The sequence below is a fragment of the Streptomyces sp. NPDC014733 genome, from assembly GCF_043083385.1.
GTDB lineage: Bacteria > Actinomycetota > Actinomycetes > Streptomycetales > Streptomycetaceae > Streptomyces.
Genome location: NZ_JBIBYO010000004.1, coordinates 221,926 through 248,228, shown reverse-complemented (window position 1 = coordinate 248,228; position 26,303 = coordinate 221,926). Strand labels below are relative to the sequence as shown.

General features: G+C 73.0%; 11 protein-coding genes (1 of these 11 running past the window's edge). 6 read left to right on the top strand and 5 right to left on the bottom strand.

Annotation, left to right across the window (positions count from 1 at the left end; all coding sequences use genetic code 11):
- Window positions 1-236: 236 nt before the first annotated feature.
- From ACF1BH_RS12275 to ACF1BH_RS12265, 3 genes are all read left to right on the top strand, one after another.
- Entirely contained in the window at window positions 237-1,274 is a 1,038-nt protein-coding gene (locus ACF1BH_RS12275; protein ID WP_391642382.1) for a hypothetical protein, read from the top strand.
- A 258-nt stretch (window positions 1,275-1,532) separates the two neighbouring features.
- Window positions 1,533-1,715 carry a hypothetical protein gene (locus tag ACF1BH_RS12270; protein ID WP_391642381.1) on the top strand — a complete coding sequence of 61 codons (183 nt, stop codon included), beginning with the start codon at window positions 1,533-1,535 and terminating at the stop codon, window positions 1,713-1,715.
- A 114-nt stretch (window positions 1,716-1,829) separates the two neighbouring features.
- Window positions 1,830-4,361 carry a phosphoketolase gene (locus tag ACF1BH_RS12265; protein ID WP_391642380.1) on the top strand — a complete coding sequence of 844 codons (2,532 nt, stop codon included), beginning with the start codon at window positions 1,830-1,832 and terminating at the stop codon, window positions 4,359-4,361.
- A 35-nt stretch (window positions 4,362-4,396) separates the two neighbouring features.
- On the opposite strand, the gene ACF1BH_RS12260 is transcribed toward ACF1BH_RS12265, so the two are convergent.
- On the bottom strand, window positions 4,397-5,053 hold the full coding sequence (locus ACF1BH_RS12260; protein WP_391642379.1) for an endonuclease: 657 nt from the start codon (window positions 5,051-5,053) through the stop codon (window positions 4,397-4,399).
- 211 nt (window positions 5,054-5,264) lie between these two features.
- On the opposite strand from ACF1BH_RS12260, the gene ACF1BH_RS12255 reads away from it, so the two are divergent.
- Window positions 5,265-5,636, top strand: a complete 372-nt coding sequence (locus ACF1BH_RS12255; RefSeq protein ID WP_391642378.1) for an ArsR/SmtB family transcription factor — start codon at window positions 5,265-5,267, stop codon at window positions 5,634-5,636.
- A 378-nt stretch (window positions 5,637-6,014) separates the two neighbouring features.
- Window positions 6,015-7,001, top strand: coding sequence for a DUF6214 family protein (locus ACF1BH_RS12250; protein WP_391642377.1), 987 nt, complete (start codon window positions 6,015-6,017; stop codon window positions 6,999-7,001).
- A 121-nt stretch (window positions 7,002-7,122) separates the two neighbouring features.
- On the opposite strand, the gene ACF1BH_RS12245 is transcribed toward ACF1BH_RS12250, so the two are convergent.
- Window positions 7,123-7,800, bottom strand: coding sequence for a TetR/AcrR family transcriptional regulator (locus ACF1BH_RS12245; RefSeq protein WP_391642376.1), 678 nt, complete (start codon window positions 7,798-7,800; stop codon window positions 7,123-7,125).
- Between the two features lie 501 nt (window positions 7,801-8,301).
- On the opposite strand from ACF1BH_RS12245, the gene ACF1BH_RS12240 reads away from it, so the two are divergent.
- Window positions 8,302-11,103, top strand: coding sequence for a SpoIIE family protein phosphatase (locus tag ACF1BH_RS12240; protein WP_391642375.1), 2,802 nt, complete (start codon window positions 8,302-8,304; stop codon window positions 11,101-11,103).
- Between the two features lie 75 nt (window positions 11,104-11,178).
- On the opposite strand, the gene eccCa is transcribed toward ACF1BH_RS12240, so the two are convergent.
- From eccCa to ACF1BH_RS12225, 3 genes are all read right to left on the bottom strand, one after another.
- Complete coding sequence (eccCa, locus tag ACF1BH_RS12235; protein WP_391642374.1) at window positions 11,179-15,273, bottom strand: type VII secretion protein EccCa; 4,095 nt, start codon at window positions 15,271-15,273, stop codon at window positions 11,179-11,181.
- Window positions 15,274-15,327: 54 nt separating this feature from the next.
- Window positions 15,328-15,759 carry a YbaB/EbfC family nucleoid-associated protein gene (locus ACF1BH_RS12230; RefSeq protein ID WP_391642373.1) on the bottom strand — a complete coding sequence of 144 codons (432 nt, stop codon included), beginning with the start codon at window positions 15,757-15,759 and terminating at the stop codon, window positions 15,328-15,330.
- A 274-nt stretch (window positions 15,760-16,033) separates the two neighbouring features.
- On the bottom strand, window positions 16,034-26,303 hold the final stretch of the coding sequence (locus ACF1BH_RS12225; protein WP_391642372.1) for a protein-glutamine glutaminase family protein. 25,736 nt of this gene lie beyond the right edge of the window; only the last 10,270 of its 36,006 coding nucleotides appear in the window; the start codon falls outside the window, past its right edge; it ends in the stop codon at window positions 16,034-16,036.

Sequence of the window (26,303 nt, the reverse complement as noted above, 5' to 3'; positions counted from 1 at the left end):
TGAGTTCCCGCTGAGCACCTGAATTCCCCCTGACATTACGCGGGGTGATCGTCCGTGAGCGCTCCGGGATCTCCCCCATGAACCCCTGACCTTGCTCGAATCCTCTGCCCACACGCCCTACGCGGCGGTAGCGTTCGCCCCGTCGACGCCGCAACGCGCACCCCGCGGCGCTGCACAGGACACAGCAGCAAACACAGCAGCAAACACATCGCAGCACGGAAGAAGGGCGGGGAGAAGTGCAGGGGCAGGTGCAGGGCCGGGGTCGACAGCACGACCGGACCGAGGGACAGGAAAGAAACGCACGGCATGACCGAGCAGCGGACCGGGCGCAGAATCGGTCCCGGCCGGAAGCCGCCGCGGAGGCGCGCGCCGCCGCCCGGACGCTCTGGCACCTCACCGAACCGCTGCACGCCGTCACCTACTTCGACGGAACCTGCCGCGGCCTCGGGAAGGCCCTCGGGCTCAAGGGCTTCTGGATGGGCTACTTCGCCGCCCGCACCGCACCCGTGGGCGCCGTGTCCGCACCTGAGGCCACCGAACTGCTGGGCCTGTTCGCTCCTGCGATGACGGCCCGGGCCCTCCCGGCCGCCTGGGCCGTCGTCGGCCCGGAGCGGGTACTCGACTCCCGCGCCCGCTGCGCCGCCGACGCGCTACGGGCCGCCGATCCGGCGATCGAAGCATCCGTCGCGAAGGTGGCCCCCGCCCTCAGAGCCATGGTCGACGCCGCACCGAGAGCCGACCGGCCACTGTTCGCCGCCAACCAGGCGCTCTGCGACCGCGCCGACCCGGTCGAAGACCTGTGGCAACTCGCCACCGCCCTCCGCGAATTCCGTGGCGACGCCCACCTCGCCGTCCTCGCCGAGCACGCACTCACCGGCTGCGAACCCCTGGTCCTCGCCGTCGCCTGCGGCCTCGTCCCCGCGGAGACGATGCGCCAGGACCGGGGCTGGACAGAGGAGGAGTGGGCCGCCGCGACGGCGCGCCTGTGCGTGCGGGGCCTGGTCGACGCCCGGGGGACGGCGACCGCCCGCGGCGCGGCGGAACGGACGGAGATCGAGCACCGCACCGACGCCCTCGCGGCCCGCCTGCTCGGACCCCTCACCGCCTCGGGGACCGAACAGCTCCTGCGGGACCTGAAGCCCGTCACCCACCGTGTCCTCGCCGCCAAGCTGCTGCCGTTCCCCAACCCGATAGGTCTGCCGGCCCCTCCGGCACCCAGCAGGCACACCGACGGCCGGAGCACGGGACGGGCGTCCTCGGCCGAGGGCGAATGACGACGTCGGAGCCGGGTACCTGAAGCGAGCCGAGGTGTCCCTCGCGCCGCCTCGTCGCCGTTGCGCCTCACCCGGAAGCGGGTCCTCGCATCCCGTGGGCGCGTCACACACGGTGAGCCGTTCCGTGTGTTCCGGCCGGCGGCGGGTGGAGCAGGCAGTCGGGTGGCCACGCCGGGCGGCGGGGAGCGCGCCGTGGTACCCGTCAGAAGGTGCCTCCGCACGGTGGTTCCGATGAGGCCCAAGGAGGAAGGACCGACGATGACGACCGAATCAGCCTCCGAGCGACCCGGCCCCGCGCCCGACAAACCAGGTCCGGTACCCAGGGACCCGCAGCCGCAAGGACCGATACCCGAGGAACCCGAGCCGCAGGACGAGCCCGGCCCGGAGCCGCCGGACTTCGACCCCGACGCCGATCCGCAGGTGGCCGAGCCGCCGGATTGATGTGGCCTCGGAGCGGTCGTAAGGCGCTGGACCCGCACCGACCGCAACGAGGTGGACCTGCACCGACCGGTCTGATCTGGCCTCGCACCGCCCCGCCCGACTCAGGAGACCCGGATGTCCCACCACAGCGACCCGGACGACCCCACCGGCGCCGGCCCCGTGGTGCCCGAGGCGGCCGGCGGCGCCGCGGAGCGCGCGGGCCCCACCCGCGCCTCCGGCGCCCCGGGCCCGCCGTCCGCCACCCACCCCACCTGCCACGACCTCGCCCCGACCACCCCCGTCACCCTCTCGCCCACCGACCTGGCGCAGGTGGACGCCCAGTGGCGGGCCGCCAACTACCTGGCCGCCGGGCAGATCTACCTTCGCGCGAACCCGCTGCTGGTCGAGCCGTTGCGCCCCGAGCACATCAAGCCCCGGCTGCTGGGGCACTGGGGTACCTCGCCGGGCCTCACCCTCGTCCACACCCACCTCAACCGCGTGATCAAGGCCCGGGATCTGGACGCCGTCTGCGTCTGGGGGCCGGGCCACGGCGGTCCGGCCGTGCTGGCGCAGTCCTGGCTGGACGGTTCGTACTCCGAGATCTATCCGGATGTGAGCCGGGACGCAGCGGGGATGGCGGAGCTGTTCCGGCAGTTCTCGTTCCCCGGCGGCGTGCCCAGCCATGTCGCGCCGGAGACGCCCGGTTCGCTGCACGAGGGCGGCGAGCTGGGGTATGCGCTGACGCATGCGTACGGGGCGGCGTTCGACAATCCGGGGCTGGTCGTCGCCTGCGTCATCGGTGACGGCGAGGCGGAGACGGGGCCGCTCGCCGCGTCCTGGCACGCCAACAAGTTCCTCGATCCGGTGCACGACGGCGCCGTCCTGCCGATCCTGCACCTCAACGGCTACAAGATCGCCAACCCGGCCGTCCTCGCCCGCATCCCCGAAGCGGAGCTGGACGCGCTGCTGCGGGGCTACGGCCACGAGCCGCTGTACGTCGAGGGGGACGCGCCCGGCCCGGTCCACCACGCGATGGCCGCCGCCATGGACCGTGCCCTCGACCGCATCACCGCGATCCAGCACACCGCCCGCGCGGACGGTGGCGGAGACCGGCCCCGCTGGCCGGTGATCGTGCTCCGTACGCCCAAAGGGTGGACCGGCCCGCGCGAGGTCGACGGGGTGCCGGTCGAGGGCACGTGGCGCGCCCATCAGGTGCCGCTCCCCGCCGTCCGCGAGGACCCCGCCCATCTGCGGCAACTGGAGTCCTGGCTCCGTTCCTACCGTCCGGACGAACTCTTCGACGAGGACGGGCGCCCGCGCCCGGAGGTGCTGGCACACGTCCCGGAGGGCGACCGCCGGCTCGGCGCCTCCCCGCACGCCAACGGCGGGCTTCTCCTGCGTGCGCTGCCGATCCCGCCGCTGGAGGAGTACGCCGTCGACGTCGAGGCCCCGGGGCGGCGGACGCACGAGCCGACGCGCATCCTCGGCGGTTTCCTCGAAGGGGTGATGGCGGCGACGGCCGCGCGCCGTGACTTCCGCGTCGTCGGCCCGGACGAGACCGCGTCCAACCGTCTCCAGGCGCTCTACGGCGCGACCGCCAAGGCGTGGCAGGCCGGAACGCTCCCGACCGATGAGCATCTGGCGCGCGACGGCCGGGTCATGGAGGTGCTGTCCGAGCATCTGTGCCAGGGGTGGCTGGAGGGGTATCTGCTGACCGGCAGGCACGGGCTGTTCGCGAGTTACGAGGCGTTCGCCCACATCGTGGACTCGATGGTCAACCAACACATCAAATGGCTGCGCACCGCCCGCCGGCTGCCCTGGCGCCGCCCCATCGCCTCGCTGAACTACCTGCTCAGCTCGCATGTCTGGCGGCAGGACCACAACGGTTTCTCCCACCAGGACCCCGGCTTCGTCGACCATGTCCTGAACAAGAGCCCCGAAGTCGTCCGCGTGTACCTCCCGCCGGACGCCAACACACTCCTCTCGGTCGCGGACCATGCCCTGCGCTCCCGCGACCACGTCAATGTGATCGTGGCGGGCAAGCAGCCGACGTTCGACTGGCTGACGCTGGAGGAGGCCCGGGCCCACTGCGCGCGGGGCGTCGGCGTCTGGGAGTGGGCCGGGACGGAGGACGGCAGCCGCGCGCCGGACGTGGTGCTGGCCTGCGCGGGCGATGTGCCCACCCAGGAAACCCTGGCCGCAGCCTGGCTGCTCCGTCGTCACCTGCCCGATCTGGCGGTCCGGGTCGTCAACGTCGTCGACCTGGCCCGGCTGCTGCCGCGCGACGCCCATCCGCACGGGATGCCGGACACCGAGTACGACGCGGTGTTCACCCGCGACCGGCCGGTGATCTTCGCGTACCACGGCTACCCCTGGCTGATCCACCGGCTGACGTACCGGCGGACCGGACACGAGCAACTGCATGTGCGCGGCTATCAGGAGGAGGGGACGACGACCACACCGTTCGACATGGTGGTCCGTAACGACCTCGACCGGTTCCGGCTGGTGATGGACGTGGTGGACCGGGTGCCCGGACTCGGCGCCCGGGCCGTCGCGGTACGCCAGGCGATGGCCGACGCCCGCACCCGCCACCACGCCTGGACCCGCCGCCACGGCACAGATCTGCCGGAGGTCGCCGACTGGACCTGGGACGAGGAGGGCACGTGAGGGCATCGCCCCATCCCGGTGGCCGCGTCATCGGCTCACCCGCCACAGGCGTCCCGTACGTCGTCGACCACATGGGCGTCGAGGGCCGCCCGGACGAGGGCGGCGGCGAACGCGGCGAGGTCCCCGTCCGGGACGAGTGCGGCCAACCGGTCGGGATCCCGGGGGAGTCCGAGCCGTTCGGCGCCCTGGAGTGCTTTGGGGTCGAGGAACGGCGCGAGGGCGGGCCATACCCCTTGGGCTTCGCGGAGGAAGATCGCGGCCCCGGCCGGACCGATGCCGGGGACCTCCTGCAGCGCCTCGCTCAGCGCGGAGCGGTCACCGTCGGCCGCGTCCCGCATCCGCCGCAGATCGCCGCCGTAGGAGTCGGTCAGCAGCGTCGCGCCGGAGCCGAGTTGGGTGGCCGTCCGCTCGTCGTAGCGCCGGTAGCCGCCCTCGCCCAGGGCGTCGACGCGCTGCTGCCAGGTGGCCTCGGCCATCGACCGGGGCGTACGCATCCCGGCGGCGAAGAGTTCCCGGGCCGCCGCCACCGCGACCGAAGCCCGGATCCGGGCGCTGAGCAGCAACGCCAGCACCAGGAGCTGATAGAGCGGCTGCGGCGTGTCCCGCAACCGGATGCCCGCCTCCGCCGCATACGTCGTACCGTGCCGGTCCAGCAGGACCCCGGCCACGTCCCGATCGCGCTTCCGGCTCATGCCCGCACCTCCGGTGTTCTCGGCGTGCACGGTCGCTGCCCCCACTCCGTTGTCTCACGGCCGGCCGGGACGGCGCGCGGGGAGCCACGCAGCGGCCGGTACGGGGAATGCGGGCCGCGGGCGACGGCCTGTAATGACGATGTTCCTCGTACAATGAAGGCCGGTGGGGCACCGGCCCGCCGTTCACCGCTGTCGCATGTCAGGAGCCGCCATGCCGACCGAGACGCCGTCCGCCGGCCCCGCGACCGGCACGCGCGCCCTGGAGCACCCGCGCCGCGAGGACATCCGCCTCGCCGAGGTGCTGCACGCCCTCGCCGACCCGATGCGCCTGCGTGTCGTGTGCCGGCTCGCTGCCGCGCACACCGAGCTGAACTGCGCGGACATCGAACTGCCGGTGAGCCGGTCCACCTGCACCCATCACTTCCGCGTCCTGCGCGAGAACGGCGTCATCCAGCAGATCTACCGGGGCACGGCGAAGATGAACGTCCTGCGCACGGAGGACCTCGACGCGCTCTTCCCCGGTCTGCTGGAGGGTGTGCTGCGCGGGGCCGCACTCCAGGCCGACCGGCTCGGCGAGGACTGACCGGGCGGGACCACCGTAGAGGCGTGACCGTCCCCGCGGGCGCCCGGGGCGGCGGCAGGTGGCGGCCCTCCGCGCAGGTGAGTTGTGGTCGGCCGGTGAAGTGAGCTGCGCTATCGGTGTAGTCCCGGTGCGATGAGCGTGCCGCGGGGCTGGGCCGGGCGGGGCGGACGCTAGGTTTCCTCCGTGTCGGAAAGCGACTTTTATACCGTTAGTGAACGATATGAAGCTCAGGATGCGGGGGCCGAATGGCCCGCCTGGGAACTGCGCGGACACGGCTCGGCCGCGCCGCCCCGCAGGGGCGCGGACGACCACCCGGACGGGGGCCGCTCCCTGGCGACGGCCGACGCGCCGTCCCGGTTGGATCCGCTGGAGCCCTGGGTGAGCGCTCGGCTGACGTTCCCCGACGGGGCCCGGATCGATGTGCTGGTCACCGTGGAGGACGACGGCATCACCGTGGAGGATCTGCGGGCCGACCCGCCGTTGCCGCTCAGCGGGCTCGCCACCCTCGCCCACTGGATCGAGGGCCCGCTCGACGACGCCTGCCGCATCGCCATCGGCCGTCCCCGCAGGCCCCGACCGGTGCCGGGGCCCACCACCGACCCGTCGGCCGTGTCCGGACCACGTACCGGCGGCGCGCGGGGGAGTGGCGGTGAGGGGCACGAGGGGGCGTGCGGTGCCACGTCCGCCGGGGGCGAGTCGGAGACGGACCGTGCCGCTCAGCCCGCCGGGGGCGACGCGGGCCCCGACGGGGCGGGAGGAGCGGCGGCGCGGGGAGCGGATCCCGTCGCCGAGCCGGCGGCGGAAACGGGGGAACGAGCGGCGGAAGCGGTGCCCGACCCGGCAATCGACCCGGCAACCGATCAGACAACCGATCCGGCGACCGACCTGGCCACGGCCCCGACGGCGGAGCCGGAGGCGGCCCCCGCGGCAGAACCCGGCACCGAACCGGCCGCCGCCGAACCGACCGTCACCGCCGAACCACCGGCCGCTCCCGCTCCGGCCCGGACGGCCGACCTCCGCCCCGATCCCGCCGCCACCGCGCACACCGGCCCGGACCCGGCTGCCGCGCCGAACCCCGATGTCCCGGCCCTCGACGCCGCCGGGGCACCCGCCGACCGCCCCGACGCCCCGGCTCCGGCCGCCGATCGGCCCACGGTGCCGGAAGGGCGGGTGCTGTGGGGCCGCAGCGCCGACCGGAGCAGAGCGGTGGCCGACGCCTACCGGTCGGCGCAGCGGGACGGCCGGGACCCGGTGGAAGCCGTGATGAGCGCGACCGGCCGCGGGCGGCGCCGGGCCCTGCGGCTGATCGCCGGGGCGCGCGACGCGGGCCTGCTGTCGCCCCGGCACCACCGGCGCCCGGGGTGACCACCCGCTCTTCGCGGCCCGGAACGACGAAGGCGCGCGGAGGGGAGAGGGCGTACGGAGAGAGCCCCTGAGGAATCCCCCGGGCCCCTGGGGAGCCGCTACTCCGGGCGCTCGACGAGCCTCACACGTCGCCCCGTGGTTCGGCCTCACGCGGCTCCGCCGCCGAAGCTTCCGCCGGGCCTTCCGCCGGAGGGATGTCCGCGGGCGGGAACCCCGACTCCCGGTCGAGCCCGTACCGCTGGAAGAGTTCCGCGCGCAGGCGGGGGAGCGGGGTGGGGGCGCCGGGCAGGAGGAGGGGGACGACCGCGCCCATCAGCAGGGCGCGGAGCAGGGGGTAGTCGGTGTCCGGTTCGGGGGAGCCGTAGGCGATGACGGTTTCGCGCAGCAGGTGGGCCAGCCGCTGCTGCTCGGGGCACCGGATGAAGCCGTCGGCGGTGAGGATGCCCGCCATGTGGGTGCGCATCAGCAGCGGGTGGTCGCGGGTCAGGCCCAGGATCGCGTCGATGGCACGGGCCATCAGCTCGCGGCCGGCGTCCGGACCCTCGGGACGCGGCTCACGCTCCAGGGCCTCCTGGAGGGTGAGGTGCATCAGACGGTGCACCGCCGACTGCAGAAGCTGGCGCTTGCCGGGGAAGTAGTACGAGACCAGGCCGCGTGCGGTGCCTGCCCGGAGGGCGATGTCGCCGAGGGTGGTGGCGTCGTAGCCGCGCTCGCCCACGAGGTCGACCGTCGCCTGCAGCAGCCGCTCGCGGGAACGCCGCCGCAGTTCTTCGTTGACCGATGCGCTGCGAGGGGACATGCTGTAACTCCTGCGTTGGCTGGCTCGCAACCAGTATACTCAGGGCAAGCCGGATGCCCGCCTTTCCAGGTGCGAATTCTGGCCGTTCCGGCTGGTTCGGACGACGCGGGGGATCGTCCGAACCAGCCGGTGGCAGCGCCCGTGCGCAGCGTTCGAGCGAGGAATCGCAAGGATGCGGCGCACGGGCGCCGCCACGTTGTGGATCTTCGCCCGCGTGAGCCGTGCATTCCTCGTGCGGCCCGGCGCTTCCCCCGCGCTTCTCCGTAAACCTCCTGAATGGCCGAAAAAATTGCGGTAACGGCCGCGATGGGGCGGGTGATTGGCGTGGGGGCCGAGTGGGGCACGGGGTGCGGCGGAATGGGTGGTGGGCGCCACGGTGGCAGTACGCCATGGTGATAAATTGGTATATTTGCGTCGATATGCTTCCAGTTCCTCAGCCACCGGGCCGGGCCGGTCTCCGACCGAGGCGTGTGTGGCGATCCGGCGGGTGACGGATAGCGCATGCGCAAGAACGGGCACCGGGCACCGGGCTCCGCACCACCGCGGGCCCTGCGCTTCCCTTGGAACGCGCGGAGTCTCGCGGGACAGCTGATGCTGGTGCAACTGGTGCTGGTGGTGGTCCTCGTGGCCATCGCCGCACTGGCGCTCGTCCTCCAGTCGCGCAACGCCAGCACCCGCGACGCCCAGCACCGCACCCGGGCCGTCGCCGAGACGTTCGCCCGCGCACCCGGCACCGCACAGGCGCTGGACGGCAAGGACCCCACCGCGGAGCTGCAGCCCCGCACCGAGGCGGTCCGGAACTCCGCCGATGTCGACTTCGTCGTCGTCCTCAACCCCGAGGGCATCCGCTACACCGACCCCGCCCCGTCGCTCATCGGGAAGCAGGCCGACCGGAGTTACCGGGCGGCCCTCACCGAGGGCGCCTTCACCCGCACCATCCCCGGCGTCCGCGGCATCACCGTCACCTCCGTCGTCCCGGTCGAGCGCGGCAACGGCTCGATCGCCGGGCTGGTCGCCGCCGGCGTCACCGTCCAACGGGCGCAGAACACCACCGCCGGGGAGCTCCCCGCCCTCCTCGGGAGCGCCGCGGGCGTGCTGGTGCTGTCCGCCGCCGGGACCGTCCTCGTCGGCCGCCGCCTGCGCCGCCAGACCCACGGCCTGGGGCCCGCCGAGATGACGCGGATGTACGAACACCACGACGCGGTGCTGCACGCCGTCCGCGAGGGCGTGCTGATCGTGGACGACGAGGGGCGGCTGCTGCTCACCAACGACGAGGCGCGGCGGCTGCTGGACCTGGCGCCGGACGACGAGGGGCGGCTGGTGGCCGAGCTGGACCTGGAGTCGTCCGTCGCCGCGCTGCTCACCGACCGCCGCCCCGTCTCGGACGCCGTCCGGCCCTCGGGCGACCGGCTGCTGGTCATCAACGTCCGCCTCACCGACAGCCCGGGCGGGGTGTCGAGCAGCGTCGCGACGCTCCGCGACACCACCGAACTGCAGGCGGTCACCGGCCGCGCCGAGGCCGCCCGGGAGCGGCTGCGGCTGCTGCACGACGCCGGGGCCAGGGTCGGCACCACCCTCGACGTGCGGCGCACCGCCCGCGAGATGACCGATGTCGCCGTGCCGCGCTTCGCCGACGTCGCCACCATCGACCTCTCCGATCCCGTGCTGCGCGGCGACGAACCGGACGACTCCGGCAAGCCGCTGCGCCGCACGGCCGTCACCGCGGTGCCGCAGGGCACCGGACCGGACGGCGGCAGCGCGACCTTTCCCGTCGGCGAGCCGGTCACCGCGGTGCGGCCCGCCGCCCACGCCCGGGCGCTCGCCGAGGGGGAGCCGGTCCTCGTCGCCGATCTGTCCGAGGTGCCGGAGCTGATCGGCGGGCCCGAGCGGCCCGGCGCCGGCGCGGGCGGCGCCACCGGGCCCGCGGACGCCGGACGCGCCGAGCGGATCCACGCCCTCGGCCTCGTCTCCCTGATCAGCGTGCCGGTCCGGGCCCGCGGACGGGTGCTGGGCCTGGCGGAGTTCTGGCGCACCGAGGCGTCCGGACCGTTCGACGAGGACGATCTGGCGCTCGCCGAGGAACTGGTCGGACGGACCGCGGTCTGCATCGACAACGCCCGCCGCTACACCCGCGAACACACCACCGCCGTCGCCCTCCAGCGCAGCCTGCTGCCCGGCGGGCTCCCCGACCAGGACGCGGTGGACGCCGCCTACCGTTACCTGCCGGCGCAGGAGGCGGGGGTGAGCGGCGACTGGTTCGACGTCATCCCGCTGCCCGGTGCCCGCGTCGCGCTGGTCGTCGGGGACGTCGTCGGCCACGGTCTGCACGCCGCCGCGACCATGGGCCGGCTGCGCACCGCCGTGCACAACTTCTCCGCGCTGGACCTGCCGCCCGACGAACTCCTCGGCTACCTCGACGAACTGGTCGGCCGGATCGACGACAGCGGCTCCGCCGGCTCCGCCCAGGTCTCCGGAGCGGCCTGTCTGTACGCGGTCTACGATCCCGCCTCCGGCCGCTGCACCGTCGCGACCAACGGGCTCCCCACCCCGGCGCTCGTGCTGCCCGACGGCACGGTGAGCTTCCCCGACATCCCCGTCTCGCCGCCGCTCGGCCTGGGCGGCGAACCCTTCGAGACGGCGACGCTGGAGCTGCCGGAGGGCAGTCGGCTGGTGCTCTTCACCAAAGGGCTGATCCGCGAGTACCACCGCGACCCCGACGTCGGTCTGGCCGCGCTCCGCGACGCCCTCGCCGGGGTGCCCGACGCCGGACCGGAGGAGACCTGCCAGGCGATCGTCGACGCCATGGTGGGACCGCGGCCCCGCGACGACATCACGCTGCTCGTCGCCGCCACCCGCCGCATGGACTCCGACCACGTCGCCGAATGGGCCGTCCCGAGCGACCCGTCGGCCGTCGCACCGGTCCGCGCCGAGGTCGCCGGGCGGCTCGGCTCCTGGGGCCTGGCCGACCTGGGGTTCGCCACCGAACTCATCCTCAGCGAACTCGTCACCAACGCCATCCGCTACGCCACCGGCCCGGTCCGCGTCCGGCTGCTACGGGCCCGCAGCCTGATCTGCGAGGTGTCCGACGGCAGCCCCACCGCCCCGCATCTGCGCCGCGCCGCGATGACCGACGAGGGCGGCCGCGGGCTCTACCTGGTGTCGCAGTTCGCCGAACGCTGGGGGACCCGCTACCCCGAGCGCGGCAAGGTGGTGTGGACCGAACAGTCCCTGGAGCCGCCCGCGACGCCCACCGAGGAGCTGAGCGACGAGGACCTGCTCGACCAGTGGGACGACCTCGAATGACCCGCCCCCGCACATGCGCGTGGGGCCCGGGAGGACCGGGCCCCACGACGTACGGGCTTCAGCGGGGTGCGGCGGTCAGTAGCCGTCGCCCTGATCGGCGGCGTCCGCCTCGGTGAGCGCGAGCTGCACCACCGTCCGCGGCGCGCGGCGATGCACCAGCACACCACGGCCCGGCACCCGCGCCTCGGCGCGCTCGCCGCCCAGCACCACGCCCTCCTTCGACTCGCCGGACAGCACCAGCCCGGAGGCGCCCAGCTCCCGCGCCCGGGTCAGCATCGGATCGGTCATCGCGGTCCGCGCGAAGCCCGACACCCGGCGCGCCGTCACCAGATGGAAGCCCAGTTCACGGGCTTGCGGCAGATAGTCCACCAGCGGCGCCAGCGGCGACTGACGCCCGTTGGCGACGAGGTCGTAGTCGTCGACGACGACATACAGCTCGGGCCCCTCCCACCAGTCGCGGTCGCGCAGCTGCTGGTGCGTGACGTCGGCCGGCGGCATCCGCTCGGCCAGCTTCTCGGCGACCTGCTCCGCGTAGAAGGCGGCGGCGGTGGCGTCGCCCGCGTACGCGCCGAGGTGCTCGTCGGGGACGATGCCGAGCAGCGAACGCCGGTAGTCGATGACGATGAACCGGGCCTCCCACGCGGAGTACTGCTCGGCCATCCCCGTCAGCCAGCTGCGCAGGAACGCCGACTTGCCGGAACCGGAGTCGCCGAACACCAGGAAGTGCGGGTCCGCGTCGGTCAGTTCCAGGTGGACGGGGAGCAGATCCTGCTCGGCCACACCGATCGCCACACCCGCCGACGGACGGTCCGAGGCGGCGGGCAGCGCCGCCAGTTCGGTGCGGGTGAGCCGCTCCGGCAGCATCCGGATCGGCGGCGCCGCGGCCGTCGGCCAGGAGTCGGCGATCTTGGTGAGGGCGTCCTGCTGCGCCTCGGCGAGACCGTCGAGGGTGTCCATTCCGTCCAGCCGCGGCAGCGCCACCTGGAACTGCACCCCACCGGGGGCCAGACCGCGGCCCGGGGCGGTCGCGGAGGCGAAACGGCGCGCCGCACGGCGGTCGATCTCCGACTCCGCGGGGTCGTTGAGCCGCAGCTCAAGCCGTGCGGCGATGCTGTCGCGCAGCGCCATCCGCAGATCCGCCCAGCGGTTGGCGGTCAGCACCATGTGGATGCCGACGCCCAGACCGCGCGCCGCGATGTCCAGGACGGTGGCGTCGATGTCGACCTTGTCGAGCAGCTCACCGCGGAGCCCGCCCCAGTTGTCGAGGAGCAGGAAGATATCGGCGCTGCGGACCCCGTCGGGCAGCTTCCCGGCCGCGCGGCGGCGCCGGAACTCCTCGGCCGAGTCGATCCCCAGCTCCCGGAAGAGCTGCTCCCGCTCGGTCAGCAGCTGGGCCACCTCGGCGAGCGCACGCTGCACCCGCTCCGGGTCGTGCCGGCCGACCACACCGCTGACGTGCGGCGCCCGGTCGAACGGCTGGAGCGCGCCGCCGCCGAAGTCGACGCAGAGGAACTGGATCTCGTCGGGGGAGTGCGTGGCCATCGCGGAGAGCATGAGGGTGCGCAGGAACATGCTCTTGCCGGACTGGGGCGCGCCGATGAGGGCGAGATGTCCGTACTCGTGCGCGAAGTCCGGGACGACGGGGTGCTGTTGCTGCATCACCGGGATGTCCGCGACACCGACCGGCAGCTTCAGCGTGCCGTGCTCCGGCCACCACTGGGCGCGCAGCCCCGGGACGTCCGGCGACGCGGCGAGCGGGCCGGTGAGCGCGTCCAGCGGCAGCGCCCGCGGCAGCGGCGGCAGCCACACCTGGTGGACGGCCTGACCGGACCGCAGCAACCGCTCGACCAGCACCTGCATCTCGGTGGGGCCGGTGAGCAGCGGCCGGGGACGCTGCTCGGGCTCGGGCGCCGGTTCCGCGTCCGGGTCCGGCGCGCGGCGCAGCCCGAACGGCACGGGCGCCGCGGACACCGGGCTGTCGACGGCGTCGCGCTCCTCGGCGCTCTCGTGCGGCCCGGAGACATGGGCGACACGGAACCGCTCGTACACCGAGTCGGCGACCTTGAGGTACGCGGAGCCGGGGATGGGCGGCAGCTGGTAGGCGTCCGGGGTACCGATGACGGCGCGGGACTCGGCGGCGGAGAAGGTCCGCAGACAGATCCGGTACGAGAGGTTGGACTCCAGACCGCGCAGCTTGCCCTCCTCCAGCCGCTGGGTGGCGAGCAGGAGGTGGATGCCCAGGCTTCGGCCGACCCGGCCGATCTGGACGAACAGGTCGATGAAGTCGGGGCGGCTGGAGAGCAGCTCGCCGAACTCGTCGACGATGACGAGGAGATACGGCAGCGGCTCCAGTGGCTGACCGTCCGGCCCGGTCTGCCCGGCGGCCCGGCGCAGCTGGTACTCGCGGACGTTGTCGAGGTTACCGGCGTCCCGCAGCAGCTTCTGCCGTCGCTGCTGCTCACCCTGGAGGGCGTCACGGACCCGGTCGACCAGGGCCAGATCGTCCACCAGGTTGGTGATCAGACCGGCGACGTGCGGGAGTTCGGTGACGCCCGCGAAGGTCGCGCCGCCCTTGAAGTCGACGAGGACGAAGCTGAGGATGTCCGGCGAGTGGATCGCGGTCAGACCGCCCACCAGGGTCCGCAGCAGCTCACTCTTGCCGGAACCGGTGGCACCGACGACCAGCCCGTGCGGGCCCATACCGCCCTGGGCGGCCTCCTTGAGGTCCAGGGCGAGTGGCCGCCCCTCGCCGTCGAAGCCGACCGGGAAGCGCAGTACGTCCTCGGAGTCCGGGGCGATCCACAGGTCCTCCGGATCGAACGAGTCGAGGTCCGGGACGCCCAGCAGGTTCGGCAGCGACATGGTCTGGGCGAGGATCTCCTCACCCTCCGCGGACAGCCGCAGCGGCGCCAGCGCACGGGCCGTCGCCGCGCAGAGCACCGGGCTCGGCTCATCCGCGACGGCGCCGTCGACGTGCGGGGCCGAGCCGCCCCGGTTGTCGCTGCGGCGGTTCTCGATACGCAGCCGGCCGTCCTCGTCGACGTGGACGCGCACATCGGCGCGGGTCGGCTCGTCGGCCTCGCGGCTCACCACGCACACGACGGTGACGCCGGTGCCGGGACCGGCGTCCGCCAGCAGCTGCGTGGCGACGGCCGAGCGGGCCCAGGCGCTGCGCGGGTCGTAGCCGTCGAGCAGGACGATCAGACGGCGGCGGCCCGCGGCGGCGTCGCGGCCGGAGGTGAAGGTGCGGCGGGCGGCGGCGGCCTGCTCGTGCGCGGCGGTCAGCCAGGAGGCGAGATGGTCGGCGACACCGTCGAAGTCCTCCGCGACCAGCGGGACCACGCCCGCCTCACCCGTCGCGTCCTCCTCATGGGTGTGCGGCAGCCACTTCGCCCAGTCCCACTGCGCGTCCTCGGAACCGCCGGTGACGACGGTCAGGCAGACGTCGTCGGGCGCGTGCAGCACCGCGACCTGACTCAGCAGCGCCCGGGCCACACCACGGGCGCGCCCGGCCGGGCCCACCACGCTGATGACGCCGGACTGGTCGAGGTCGACGGTGGCCGGCTGGTGGCCGACGCTCGCGGTGTTCTCGATGAGCCGGTCCGCGGCGGCCTTGGCCCGGGTGTCGTACTCGACCGTCGGGTCGTTACGGGTCGCCAGCCGCACCGGCGTGGACAGCGGCGCCCGGCCGGTGCCGATGCGGACCTGGAGGAAGTCCGGGTCGGTGGGGCGGCGCTCCCACACGCGGCGGCGCCGCCGGGCGATGGCCCACAGGCGGTGCGGCGAGGGGTGCTGCCAGGCGGCGACGGTGCGCTGGTCGGAGGCGACCTGACGGGCCGTCTTCCGGATCTCGACGAGGTGTTCCAGATAGCGGTCACGGGCGCTCAGCCGCTGCTTGCGCTGGGTGCCGCGCATCTGCATCCGGACACCGAAGGTCAGACCGATGGAGAGCAGGACGAAGGAGATGCCGAGCAGGATCAGCATCTTCTTGCCCGCGACGATCATGTACGCGGCCATGCTGATGCTGGACAGCAGCGGCATCAGCAGCATCAGCCAGTTGGCGCCGGAGTCCTTGGCGATCGGCTGGGGTGGCGCGGCCACCACCACCGGGTCGGTCGGGAGTTGGGGCGGGGCGACCCGGGCGGGGCGGTGGAAGACGATCCGCGACATCAGGGCTCTCTGTGCAGGGAGGTGGGGCGGCAGAGGAGGGGAGTGCTGAACGGGTCAGCGGGGTGCGGGACCGCCCTGGGGCGGGTGGGCGGGACCGTCGGCGAGGCCGGCGAACGGGTTCACCGGAGGGGACTTCGGGCGGCGCGCGGTCTGCTCCCGCAGGCCCGCGGCGAGGCCGGTGAGCCCCTGGGTGAACTCCTCGACCTGCTCGGCGCGGGCCGCCCGGAGCGTCGACTGCGCCGCGTCGATCGCGCCGATGACCAGATCCTCCAGCGTCTGCGGGTCGTCCGGGTCGATGACCGACGGGTCCATCCGCAGCGACGTCACCCGGCCCTCGCCGTTGACCTTCGCGGTCACCAGGCCGCCACCGGCGTGGCCGGTCGCCTCGGCGGCGCCGACGGCGTCGTTCATTCCGGCGAGGCTGCCCTGAAGGCTTCGCATCCGCTCCGTGAGGGCCGCGAGGTCGAACGATGGGCGGTCGGACATGGGCGGTGCTCCTCGTGCGGGCGGGAATCGGCGCGGAGATGCCGGTGCACGACGGAAGACGGCGGCCCTTTCGGGCGCCACCGGGCGACAGGTGGCCGCCGGGCGTCGCGCGCGGGGAACGGCATCGGTCCACGCACATCCTCCCGCCCCGCCCGGCACCTGCCCAGATCCCTGTTCGGGGACCTCCTGACCGGGACGGGGCGGTGAACGGCGGATGGCCGGCGGGCGGGTCCGCGGTACGGGGCGGCGGTGCCCCGTACCGCGGGTGCGCCGGTCACCGGGGAGGCTGGTGGGTCCGGGGGGTCTCGCAGTTGTCGACGACCAGATCCTCCGGCTGGTCAAGCCCCTGCACCACCGCGATCAGCGCACCGGCCGACGTGCGCCACAGGCCACCGCTGCCCACCAGCTCCTCGAAGCCGTACACACCGAGCAGTTCGGGCGTCAGCACCGGAGTGTTGGTCCGGGCGAGGACGAGGTCGGCGCCCGGGTCGATGCCGTCGCCGTGCGCGATCTTGGCGGCCCGCCGCAGCAGCGCCGCCACGATCTTCTGCACCTCCTGGGAGGAGTCGTCGTCCCACACCGCCCCGGTCAGGTGCAGTATCCGGGGCGGCTGGCCGTTCCGCCCACCGGTCGCCAGCACCGTGACCGGACTGCCGGGCGTGAGCTCCGGTACGTTCAACTGCCCGAACGCGTACCGGATCTGACCGACGGCCGCGCCGGACGCGCTCGCCCGGCTCTGGTCCCACCGCGTCGCCTGGAGCCGCCCGAGGACCAGGGTCCGGTCCTCGACCAGCGGCACCTTCGGTGCCTGCCCGCTCTTTCCGGACACCGGGGCCGTGACCGGCTGCTGCAGCGGCGTCTCGGTGACCGGCTCCGTCAGCGGCCGGGGAGTGGGCACCTGCGGTGCGGTCACCGGCTGCGGCGGTGCGGACTTGGCGACCGGCGCGGCATCGAGGTTGGCCAGCGGCTTCGCGTCGAGGTTGGCGAAGGGGAGGGAGCCCGTCCGCTGCTTCGCCCGGCCGGCTGCCGGGTTCGCCTTGCCCGTGCGGACGTCCGGGACACGCGGGCCGGTGGAGACCGGTGGCGCGGTCTCCACCTTCTCCGCCTTCTCCACCTTCTCCGTACCGGACGGCGCGGCTCTCCGGCTGCGGGGCGACACCGGGGCCACGGACCCCTCGTCGAGGTCCATCGGCGCCGACCCCTGCGAGACGGCGTCATCGACCGAGGCGGTGTCCTCGCTTGCCTCGGTCTCCTCGTCGATCTCCATGGAGTCGTCGAGGTCCGATTCCGACTCCGACTCCGGACGCGGCGGGGTGCGGAACCCGTCTTGGCCCGGGGACTCCTGCTGCGGCGCGCGGGCGGCGTTCTCGTCGCGCAGCAGGAAGTCCCACATCGGGATCCGCTCGCCGTCGAGGGCGGCCCGCAGCGCCGCCACGCCCTCGCGCATGGCGGCCAGCCGGTTCGCGAGGGCGGTGTCCGGCGGCGCGTCGGCGCGTCGGTGGGACTCGAAGCCGTCCAGTACACCGCCGAGCAGCTCGTGGAGCGGGCCCAGCCGGTCACGGACCCAGGCCCCGAGATCCCGGGTCCGCCGCAGGACGGGCTGCGCGGACGGGTGCGAGGCGGCCAGTTCCGCGGTGTCCGTCGGGAGCAGCGCGGAGTGGTGCGGGGCGTCGAAGAGGTGGCGGTGCAGCCGCCGCTGCATCTCCTCCCAGATGGTGACGGCCACCTCCCAGTCGTCCAGCGGATCCTCGATGCCCGACTCGCCGCCGAGCAGGCCCTCCACCATCGCGAGGTCCTGCTCGTGCCGCTCGTACCCGGGGTGCGACTCCTTGGTCCAGGACCGCGGGACGAAGAGCTTCCACTCGCCGTACCGGCCGTCGGTGACCTCAAGGGCGAAGGCGGTGCCCTGCCAGCCGTTCTCCGGCGGCATCGACACGACGACGGTGTCGCTCGCCCACACCTCCACCCCGAGTTCGTCCGCGACCTCCTGAGCCGCGTTGACGCCGTACTCCTGCGCGTCGGCACCGGCCGAGCACGCGATGAGGATGACCTGCGGACGGCCGAGCTCCTTGAGCTGCTGGTAGCTCCCGCGCTTGGTGATCACATGGGCGAACGTCCTGCCCGGAACGGAGTGCGCGCGCGAGCCGCGGCCGTCCGACACGACCAGCTCCAGCGAACCGGGCTTGGCGTGCGTCATCGCCACATAGGTGGGGCGCCGCGGGTCCCAGCCCGCCGTGCCCCAGCCGATCATCCGGTGCTGCCTCTCCTCGTCCGGGGTGTAGAGGACATGCGGGAAGCGGACATTGCTGACATCGACCGCGGTGATGTCCCAGGAGTTGTCGGCGTACTCACTGGCCGGGTGGAACGCCCGGCCGGCGAGGAACTCGACATCGCCGATCTGCTTGACGACGATCCGCTGGTGCTGGAGGTCGCGCGGCCGGATGACGGCGTACTGGTACGGGGCCGACTCCACCGGCGGCAGCGCGTGGTCCTCGTCGAGGAACGCGTCGGTCACGCCGGGCAGGTGGAGGGAGATGTCGGCGGTGAACGTGCCCTCCGTCAGGGGCGGCTTCACCTGCGTGATCGAGAACTCCTCGGCCTGATCGCCGACCAGTTCGCGCAGCTCGTCCCGCAGGCGCTCGGTGAGCTGTGACGCCAGCGTCCGGCCGGTGTGCGGCGTGTCGGAGCCGTCCACCGTCAGCCGGCCGGTGTTCCCGAAGACGGACACCTCGACGCGCGGCCGGGCCGTGCCCCGCCGCCGGGTGCTCGCCTCCAGAGCGATCAGACGCCCCGCGACCTCGAAGATCACGCGCCGCATCCCCGGCTCGGTCAGCTCGTGCGTGTCCGTGGAGCGCAGCGTGTACGTCTCCCGCAACTCGCTGGGACCGCCGACGACCGGCTCCGGCGTCCGTGGCGCCGGTGCCGGCGTCTCGTCGACGGTGTCCAGGTCCATGACGGCGGAGGGCGCGGAGCGCCGGACCGCGGACCGGGAAGCCGGGGAGACGCCGTTGGTCTGCAGGTTGAAGCCGAGCGGGGCCTGGAGGTCGTCGGGGGTGTCGACCGTGGTGAAGACGTTGTCCGGCGCGTTCAGTTCATGGACCGTGATGCCGGTGGCGTCGCCCCAGGAGGCGGGCCGGAACAGCAGCCACTCGCCGGGCTCGCCCGTCTTCCCGTGCGCCATCAGGCCGAAGGCGTGGTTCTCCGTCAGGGAGGGAACCCACGTCTGCACCGAGACGGTGGCGGTGGTGGCCGCCCACACCTCGATACCGAGGCGGTCGGCCACCTCCTGCGCCACGCTCCGGCCGTCGGCATCGTTGGCTCCGGCGTGGCACATCAGCAGGATGAGCTGCGCCTTCCTGCCGTGGCGCTGCTGCATGCCGGTGAAGCTCCCGCGGCGCTTGAGCATGTCGCTCAGCGCCTCGGCGTCCACCGGGTGCGACGACGTCTTGCCGTCCGCCGTCACCGTCAGCTGTACGGAGCCGGGCGCGCCGTGCGTCAGCGCGACGTAGAGGGGCCGGGAGGGGTCCCACGGCACCTTCTCGTACCCGGAGACGACGTGCTGCTTCTTGGTGAGCCCGTCCGCCGTCTCCACGTCCAGGACGGTGTAGTGCGCGAAGGTCTCCTTCGCCAGATCGAGATGGGTGAACGACTTGATCCGGGTCTGGGCCTCCGACTCCGAGAAGAAGGCCCGCCCGGCCCGCTCGCCCTCGGCGTTCAGGATGCGGTGGTGGTGCAGGTCGCCGAGGCGCAGGGAAGTGGTCTGGCCCGACTGCGCCGTGATGCTCCGGATCGTGAAGTCCGGGTCCTGGAACCGGTCGGTCGTCCGGTGCGACCGGATGCGGAACTCGGTGAACGGCGCACCGTTGGCGTCGGCCCGCCGGGCTCCGTCCTCCGGGACCGGCGTCGTGATCGGCACGACGGCCTTCTCCAGCAGGCCGTCCGGGTCGAGGGCGGCGAGCTGCTGCTGCCACGCCTTCTGCAGCCCCCGCTTGGCCCGCCGGGCGAGCTTGTCGGCCGGCGTCGGCGTGCCCTTGGAGCCCATTACCGGATTGCTGTCGCTGACGTAGGACCGCACCTCGATCTCGGGGAGCGGTGTTCCCTCGTGCACGCTGTTCAGCGACAGCTGGATCGCCCGGGTCACGATGGTCTGGAAGAGCAGCAGCTTCGCTTCGTCGTCATCGGTCGCGAAGAGCAGCCGGTACGCCTCCTCGTCCGGCTCTTCCTCCGTGCTCTCCTCCTTCTCGTCCTTCTCGTTCTTGTCGTCCTTCTCCTCGGTGAGGTGCTGGTCCTGGAGCTGCTGGGTGAGGTCCTCGACGTCCTCCTGTGCGGAGGAGTTGGGGACGACGGCCGCCGGGGCGGCGAGCGGCGCCTGCCGCGCTGCGCTCTCCTCGAGGCCGTCCTCCTCCATCAGGTCGTCAATGTCCATGTCGTCCACGGACATGTCGCTGTCGGCGTGCTCGGCCGGCGCCTGCTCGACCGGGGCCTGCTGAACCGGCGTCTGCTGAACCGGCGCCTGCTGGACGGGTGCCGGTACGGGCTGCTGTCCGCCGGTGCCCGTCTGCGGCCAGGGGCTGTCGCTCTCCGCCCTCGGCACCAGCCGGTAGTCGTGGACGACGCCGAGGCGGTCGGCCCTGATCTGGACGGTCAGGTCCGGGTGGCCGGGAAAGGAGGTGGCGAAGAGGAGCTGGAGCGGACTCAGCATCTGCCCCAACTGGACGGCGCGGAGGGCGAGCATCCGCACGTACTCGTCCGTGACACCGGGCGGCAGGTGGTCCACCCGGCTCCCCGCACCGGCGGCGAAGCGCGCGTGGCGCTGGGCGAGCAGTTCCTCGACGGTGCTCTGCGCGGTGGCGTAGGGCGCCACCTGGTGAGCCGGGTAGGCGTCCAGCAGCGGCTGGATCACCGTGTGGAACACGGAGTCCGGGGAGCGGGCGCCGAGCGCCCGCAGCACGGACTGGCGCGCCTGTTCCCGGTACCGGGCCGCCGCCCCCGCGTCCTGGCCGGCGAGCGCCGACTCCTCGGGGGTGAGTTCGGGGAGCCACGCATCGGGGACGGTCAGCGGGTGCGGCATCGGGGACGCGCCCCTCGCCAGGCGGTCCGCCGCATCGATGTACGCCGGACCCGGACCGAATTCCAGCCAACTCGACGCCAGCGCCCCGTGCCCGATCTGGTCGGCACGGTCGAGGTAGTCCGCCGCCGTCAGGCCGGAGTTCTCCTCGTAGGACAGCTCGAAGCGGACCAGCGGACTGCCGCTCCGCCGCGGGACGGAGTTGTACCGCAGGTCGATATCGCGCTGCACCGCCGCCTTCAGCGCCTCCAGCCGCTGCCTCTCCTCGGCGGTGGTCGTGGGCGGCACGGGGACGGTGCGCACCAGCCGCACGGCGAGGTCGTTGCCGCGGAGCACGTGGTACGTCAGCGTGAAGGGAATCGGCTTCTGGCCCGGGAAGACCACCCCCACCAGGCGCGGGGCAGTGGAAGCCACGACGACGGCGGAGTCCCGGTGCCGCCAGTGGGGCAGCGGCTGGTGTGCGGAGGGCCGGACCCACACATGCCGCCCCTGGAGGACGTACCCCTCGATACGGACGCCGCTGCTCTCGCCGATCCAGACGTAGCCGGCCTGGATCCGGGCGTCGTCCATGCCGGGCAGGGTGAACCGCCCGGTGTGCAGCGCGTTCTCATGAGCCTTCGCGATGGCGTTCCAGAGCTGGCTCGCCGACCACTCCGCGGGGAAGAGCATGTGGGTGCCGTGCTCGCCGTCGAGGACGGGGCGCCAGACACTGCTGTCGTGATTGGCCTTTTCCGTGAGCCGTCCGACCTTGTTGTCGAGCAGCCACACCTGCGCCGCCCGCACACCGTTCGGCTGTACGCGCCCCGGCCCGCTGCGCAGACGGTACGTCGTGCCGCGGAGGTTCTGCACATCCGCGGTGACCGACAGGAACGGCGTCTGCGCGTTGTAGTGGTGGTGGCCGCCGACGCGCCTGGCCCGGTCGCCGTCGAGCACGAAGCGTTCCGTCATCCGGGTGATGCGGGGCATCCTGCCCTTCTGGAACGGCCTCATATGGGGGCGGGACAGCGGCCGCTGGAGCGGGCGCGGGTCCGGCGCGCGGTCCTCGGGGTCGACCTGCCGCTCGTGCGGGGCGAAGTCGAGGATCGTGCCCTTGGCGTCCGCCGTGCCCCGGATACGCAGGCCCTGGTAGACGCCGTCGAACGTGACCCGCCCGGCGCCCTCGGGCCAACCGCCGCTCTTCTGCAGCCAGTTCAGCAGCGCCTGCTCGGCGGCGGTCACCACCTCGTCCTCGGTCATCTCCGGCGGGAACATCAGGACGCGGCCGTCACGCGGCAGCGACGTGGAGAGGTCGCCCGCGCCGGACAGGTGCCAGGTGTTCGTGGTGCTCTGCAACGGTCCCCGGGGGCGACCGAGCGGCAACCGGCTCGGGTACACCGCCCAGTAGGTGCCGTTGGGGTTGCGCTCGCCCCTGATCTCCGGGACCTCCCGGTGGGTGGCACCGTTGCGCGGCGCCATCCGCCCGGGCCGGGAGGCGTTCCCCCAGAGCACCCGCTCGCGGACCTCCTGCGGCACGGTGATCAACGGAGGCAGGCCGGGCCGCTGCGGTGCCCCTTCCTGCTCCAGCTGGGAGCGCCGGTACGAGGCCCACAGCATCATCAGGTCGTGCCGCAGCCAGCGCAGATTCGGTGTGAACCGGTTGGTGTCAGCGGCGGGGAAGTTGGAGTTCAGCCGGGCTTCGCCCAGGTCGTCGACCCACGTGGTGGACATGACGGAGCCGTCCTCGTCCACCGGACGCGGCAGATTCTCCTGGTACCAGTCGCGGGGGCCGTAGAGGTGGGTCACCTCGTGACGGGCCGTCTGGTCCTGCATCCCTCGGTACCAGGTGGCGCTGTTCGCACGGCCGGTACCCGGCAGCAGGGACACCTTGTGGTGCGCCCGGGGCGCATCGGTGGTGAACTCCGGGACGAACTGCACCAGAGCACCGTCGGGGAAGCGGTGCCCCACGTTGTCGTTCCGGCGCACCACGTCGAGCGCCATCTGCTCCATGACGTCCATGTCCTCGGCGGACAGCCGGGCGTCGGGCGCGAGATGGATGGTGGCGGTCAGCCGGAGCAGCTGTGTCCCGTCGCCCAGCTCGAAGCGCCGGGCCTCGAACTGCTGGAACCGCACCGGGCTGAGGGAGGTGCCCAGCTCCTTCTCGACGGCGCGGGACGGCCGCACCAGGACCGGCTCGCCGATCTCCCGCACCATCGGCACGACACGCAGCCGGTAGCCGGGGACAGCCGGGGAGTCCGCGGTGGCCGGGATGGTCAGCTCCGGCGCCGACTCGACGGCGGTGACGACGCCCTTCGTACCGGGCGGGAAGACCACGGGCGACTTCGGATCGCCCCCGTGGAGCTGCGCGGTCGAGGTGGCGGTGAAGGACGCGTAGACGATCTCGACGTTGCCCCGGCCGTTCGGGGAGGTCCCCGCGACGGTCAGGCCGAGGTCCATCTCACTCCCCACCGTGTAGGGGAGTCCGGTCAGGTTCCGCCGGTGCCACAGCGGGCCGGTGTACGTGTTCAGCCGGTTCAGGCCGGCCGCCACGACGGCGGCGGTGGCCATGGCGGACAGCTTCCGCTCGGCGAGGCTCTGGGCGTAGCCCTCCGCCAGATCGCCGCTGACCAGGGCGTACACCGCGGACAGCTCCAGGACCGCTTCGGCGGAGGCGGTGCCCTGCCCGTCGGCGGCCAGCTGCTGGAAGAGGCCCCACAGCGTGGCGCTCTCGTTCCGCGTAGGGCCCGAGTGTGCCCGGAACGCGAGGTAGGCGGCGTGGTCCCGCGGAGTCGGCCGGTAGCCGTTCCGCAGCCGGTCCATCGGATCGTCGGCGAGCAGCCAGCCGTTCCGCCAGGCGTCCGTGGCGAGCTGCTGCCGGGCGCTGCGGAAGAACTCCGCGCGGATCTGCTCGGTCGTCGCGAAGGCCTCCGCGACCTGCGCGTACCGCTCCTCGTACCCGCTCGCGTAGCGGATCCGCAGCGCCGGATCCTCGACCATGTCCAGGATGATCTCGTCGTCCGGGGTACGGACCGTGGCGAACAGCGGCGCCGGCGAGGACGGCACCGAGCCGGGGATGCTCCTGGTGTAGGGGACGGACGTCTCGGCCTGGAAGAACTGGTGCAGCTCGCGGAAGAGGAACTGCACCTCCTGCGCCATCTCCTCCGTCAGTTCCCCGGGGGTGTCACCGGTGCGGCCGGTCAGCTGGAACGCCGCGTCGACGACGAAGGCGAACAGCTGCTCCGCGGAGAGCAGACCACCGAGGTACCGGCCGAAGAAGTAGCGGGCCCGGCCCGCCAGTTCCGCCCCCAGGAGGGCCTTCCCGTCGGCGAACAGGCCGCCGAAGTACTGCCACAGGAGGCGGTCGGGGAGGATGAAGGGACCCCGGTCACCATTGAGCGGCAGACCGCTGAGCAGCAGCACCGTGGCCAGCGTCTCCACCGGCACGATCCGGTGGCCGGCGGTGCCCTCGGCCAGCTCCAGATAGCGGCGGAGCCGCGTCTCGGCGTGCTGCTTGTACCCGGGGCGGTCCGGTGCGGACACGAAGGCCGTCCACACTTCGCCCCAGGCGTGCGTCACCTGCTCGATCGTCTTGTCGCTGAGGGACGCCTGCTCCCGCAGCTCCGCCAGGAGCACGGCGATCGGCGCCGGTACGGGGGCGGGCGTGCCGGTGAGGCGTGCGAACGCCTCGGTGGCCTCGTCCAGCAGCTGACCGGTCGTCCACGGCTCCACGTGCTGCGCCATGAAACGCCGCACGGCGCTGTCGTGGCCGTCCGCCAGCAGATCGGGGAAGAACGGCAGATTGGTGGCGAGGAACGCGTCCAGCTTCTTCTTACGGAGGTGGTACGGCTCCTGCCCGGTGCCCGTCAGCCAGGGGTGCGCGGTCCGCCCGGCCTCGGGCTGAAGCGACTGCTGCCAGGTGGCGACGTACGTCCGCAACTGCTCCAGCGCCGCTCGGGCACGGGAGAGATCCTTGGCCCGGAGCTCCTCCTCGGTCGGCTGCGGGTTCAGCCCGGCGCCGAGCGGGAAGTCCGGACCGGACACCCAGCCGATCGTCGGGACGACGCCCTCCATGGCCGCCGAGCCCACCGACTCGTCGTCCGTCGTCTCGTCGTAGGTGTACTCCCCGTCGGTGGACCCCTCGTCCATCGCCTCGCCGTCCGAGGGAAGTTCCTCGTCCTGCTCCTGCGGCGGTGCCGCCTGGGAGCTGTACGCCGGCGCGTTCGGGGCGGAGAGCGCGCTCTTGAACAGCCGCAACCCGGTCGGGGGCCGCGGCACCGCCCCGTCCGTCTCCTCGTCGAGGGGCTCCGTGACCTCGAAGGTCCACTGCGTGGGCGCGCCCGGCTCCGTGGTGAAGCCGGTGGGGGCTGCGGGGAAGGGGTCCGTGAAGCCGGGGGGAGGTGTGAGGTCGGTGGGGGTGATTTCGGTGAAGCCGGTGGGGGGCGCCGGGTCCATCGTGAAATCGGTGGTGAAGCCGGTGGGGGCTGCGGGGATGGCGTCGGTGAAGCCGGGGGGAGGTGTGAGGTCGGTGGGGGTGATTTCGGTGAAGCCGGTCGGAGGGGCGGGGAAGGGGTCCGTGAAGCCGCTCGGAGGGGCGGGGATGGCGTCGGTGAAGCCGGGCGGGGGTGTGAGGTCGGTGGGGGGGATTTCGGTGAAGCCGGTGGGGGGCGCCGGGTCCATCGTGAAATCGGTGGTGAAGCCGGTCGGAGGGGCGGGGAAGGGGTCCGTGAAGCCGGGGGGAGGTGTGAGGTCGGTGGGGGTGACTTCGGTGAAGCCGGTCGGAGGGGCGGGGAAGAAGTCCGTGAAGCCGGGGGGAGGTGTGAGGTCGGTGGGGGTGACTTCGGTGAAGCCGGTCGGAGGGGCGGGGAAGAAGTCCGTGAAGCCGGGCGGGGGTGTGAGGTCGGTGGGGGTGACTTCGGTGAAGCCGGTGGGGGGCGCCGGGTCCATCGTGAAATCGGTGGTGAAGCCGGTGGGAGCTGCGGGGAAGAAGTCCGTGAAGCCGGGGGGAGGCGTGAAGTCGGCGGGGGTGGGCTCGGTGAAGGAGCCAGTGACCTCACTGTCCTCGAACCCGGCCGGAGAAACGAGTTCCGCGGCGGCCTTCGGCTTTTCCCCGGGGAGGACCTCCAGATCGGCGGAGGACATGGCGGCGGCGAGGGAGTCGCCCAGCAGGGCGTCCCACTCGTCGACCAGCGTGTGCATGACCCGCTCGACCTGATCCCCTGTTTCCTTCAGCAGATCGTTGAACGCGGTGGCCACGGTCTCCTTGGTCGCGACCTCCTTGGGCAGCTTCTTCAACAGGGAGTGCATCCGCTCCAGCCGCCCGGCGGCCCAGAGGCTCAGCTCACGGGTGCGCCGCAGGGCGGGCTGGGTGGCCTCGGGGGAGACGCCCTTGGCGTCCTGGTCGATGGGGAGGTTCCGCTCTCCGTCGAAGAGGGCGTAGATCTCCTCCTTCAGCTGCTTCCACTGGTCGTTCGCGGCCAGGAAGTCCTTTTCGGTCCCCTTC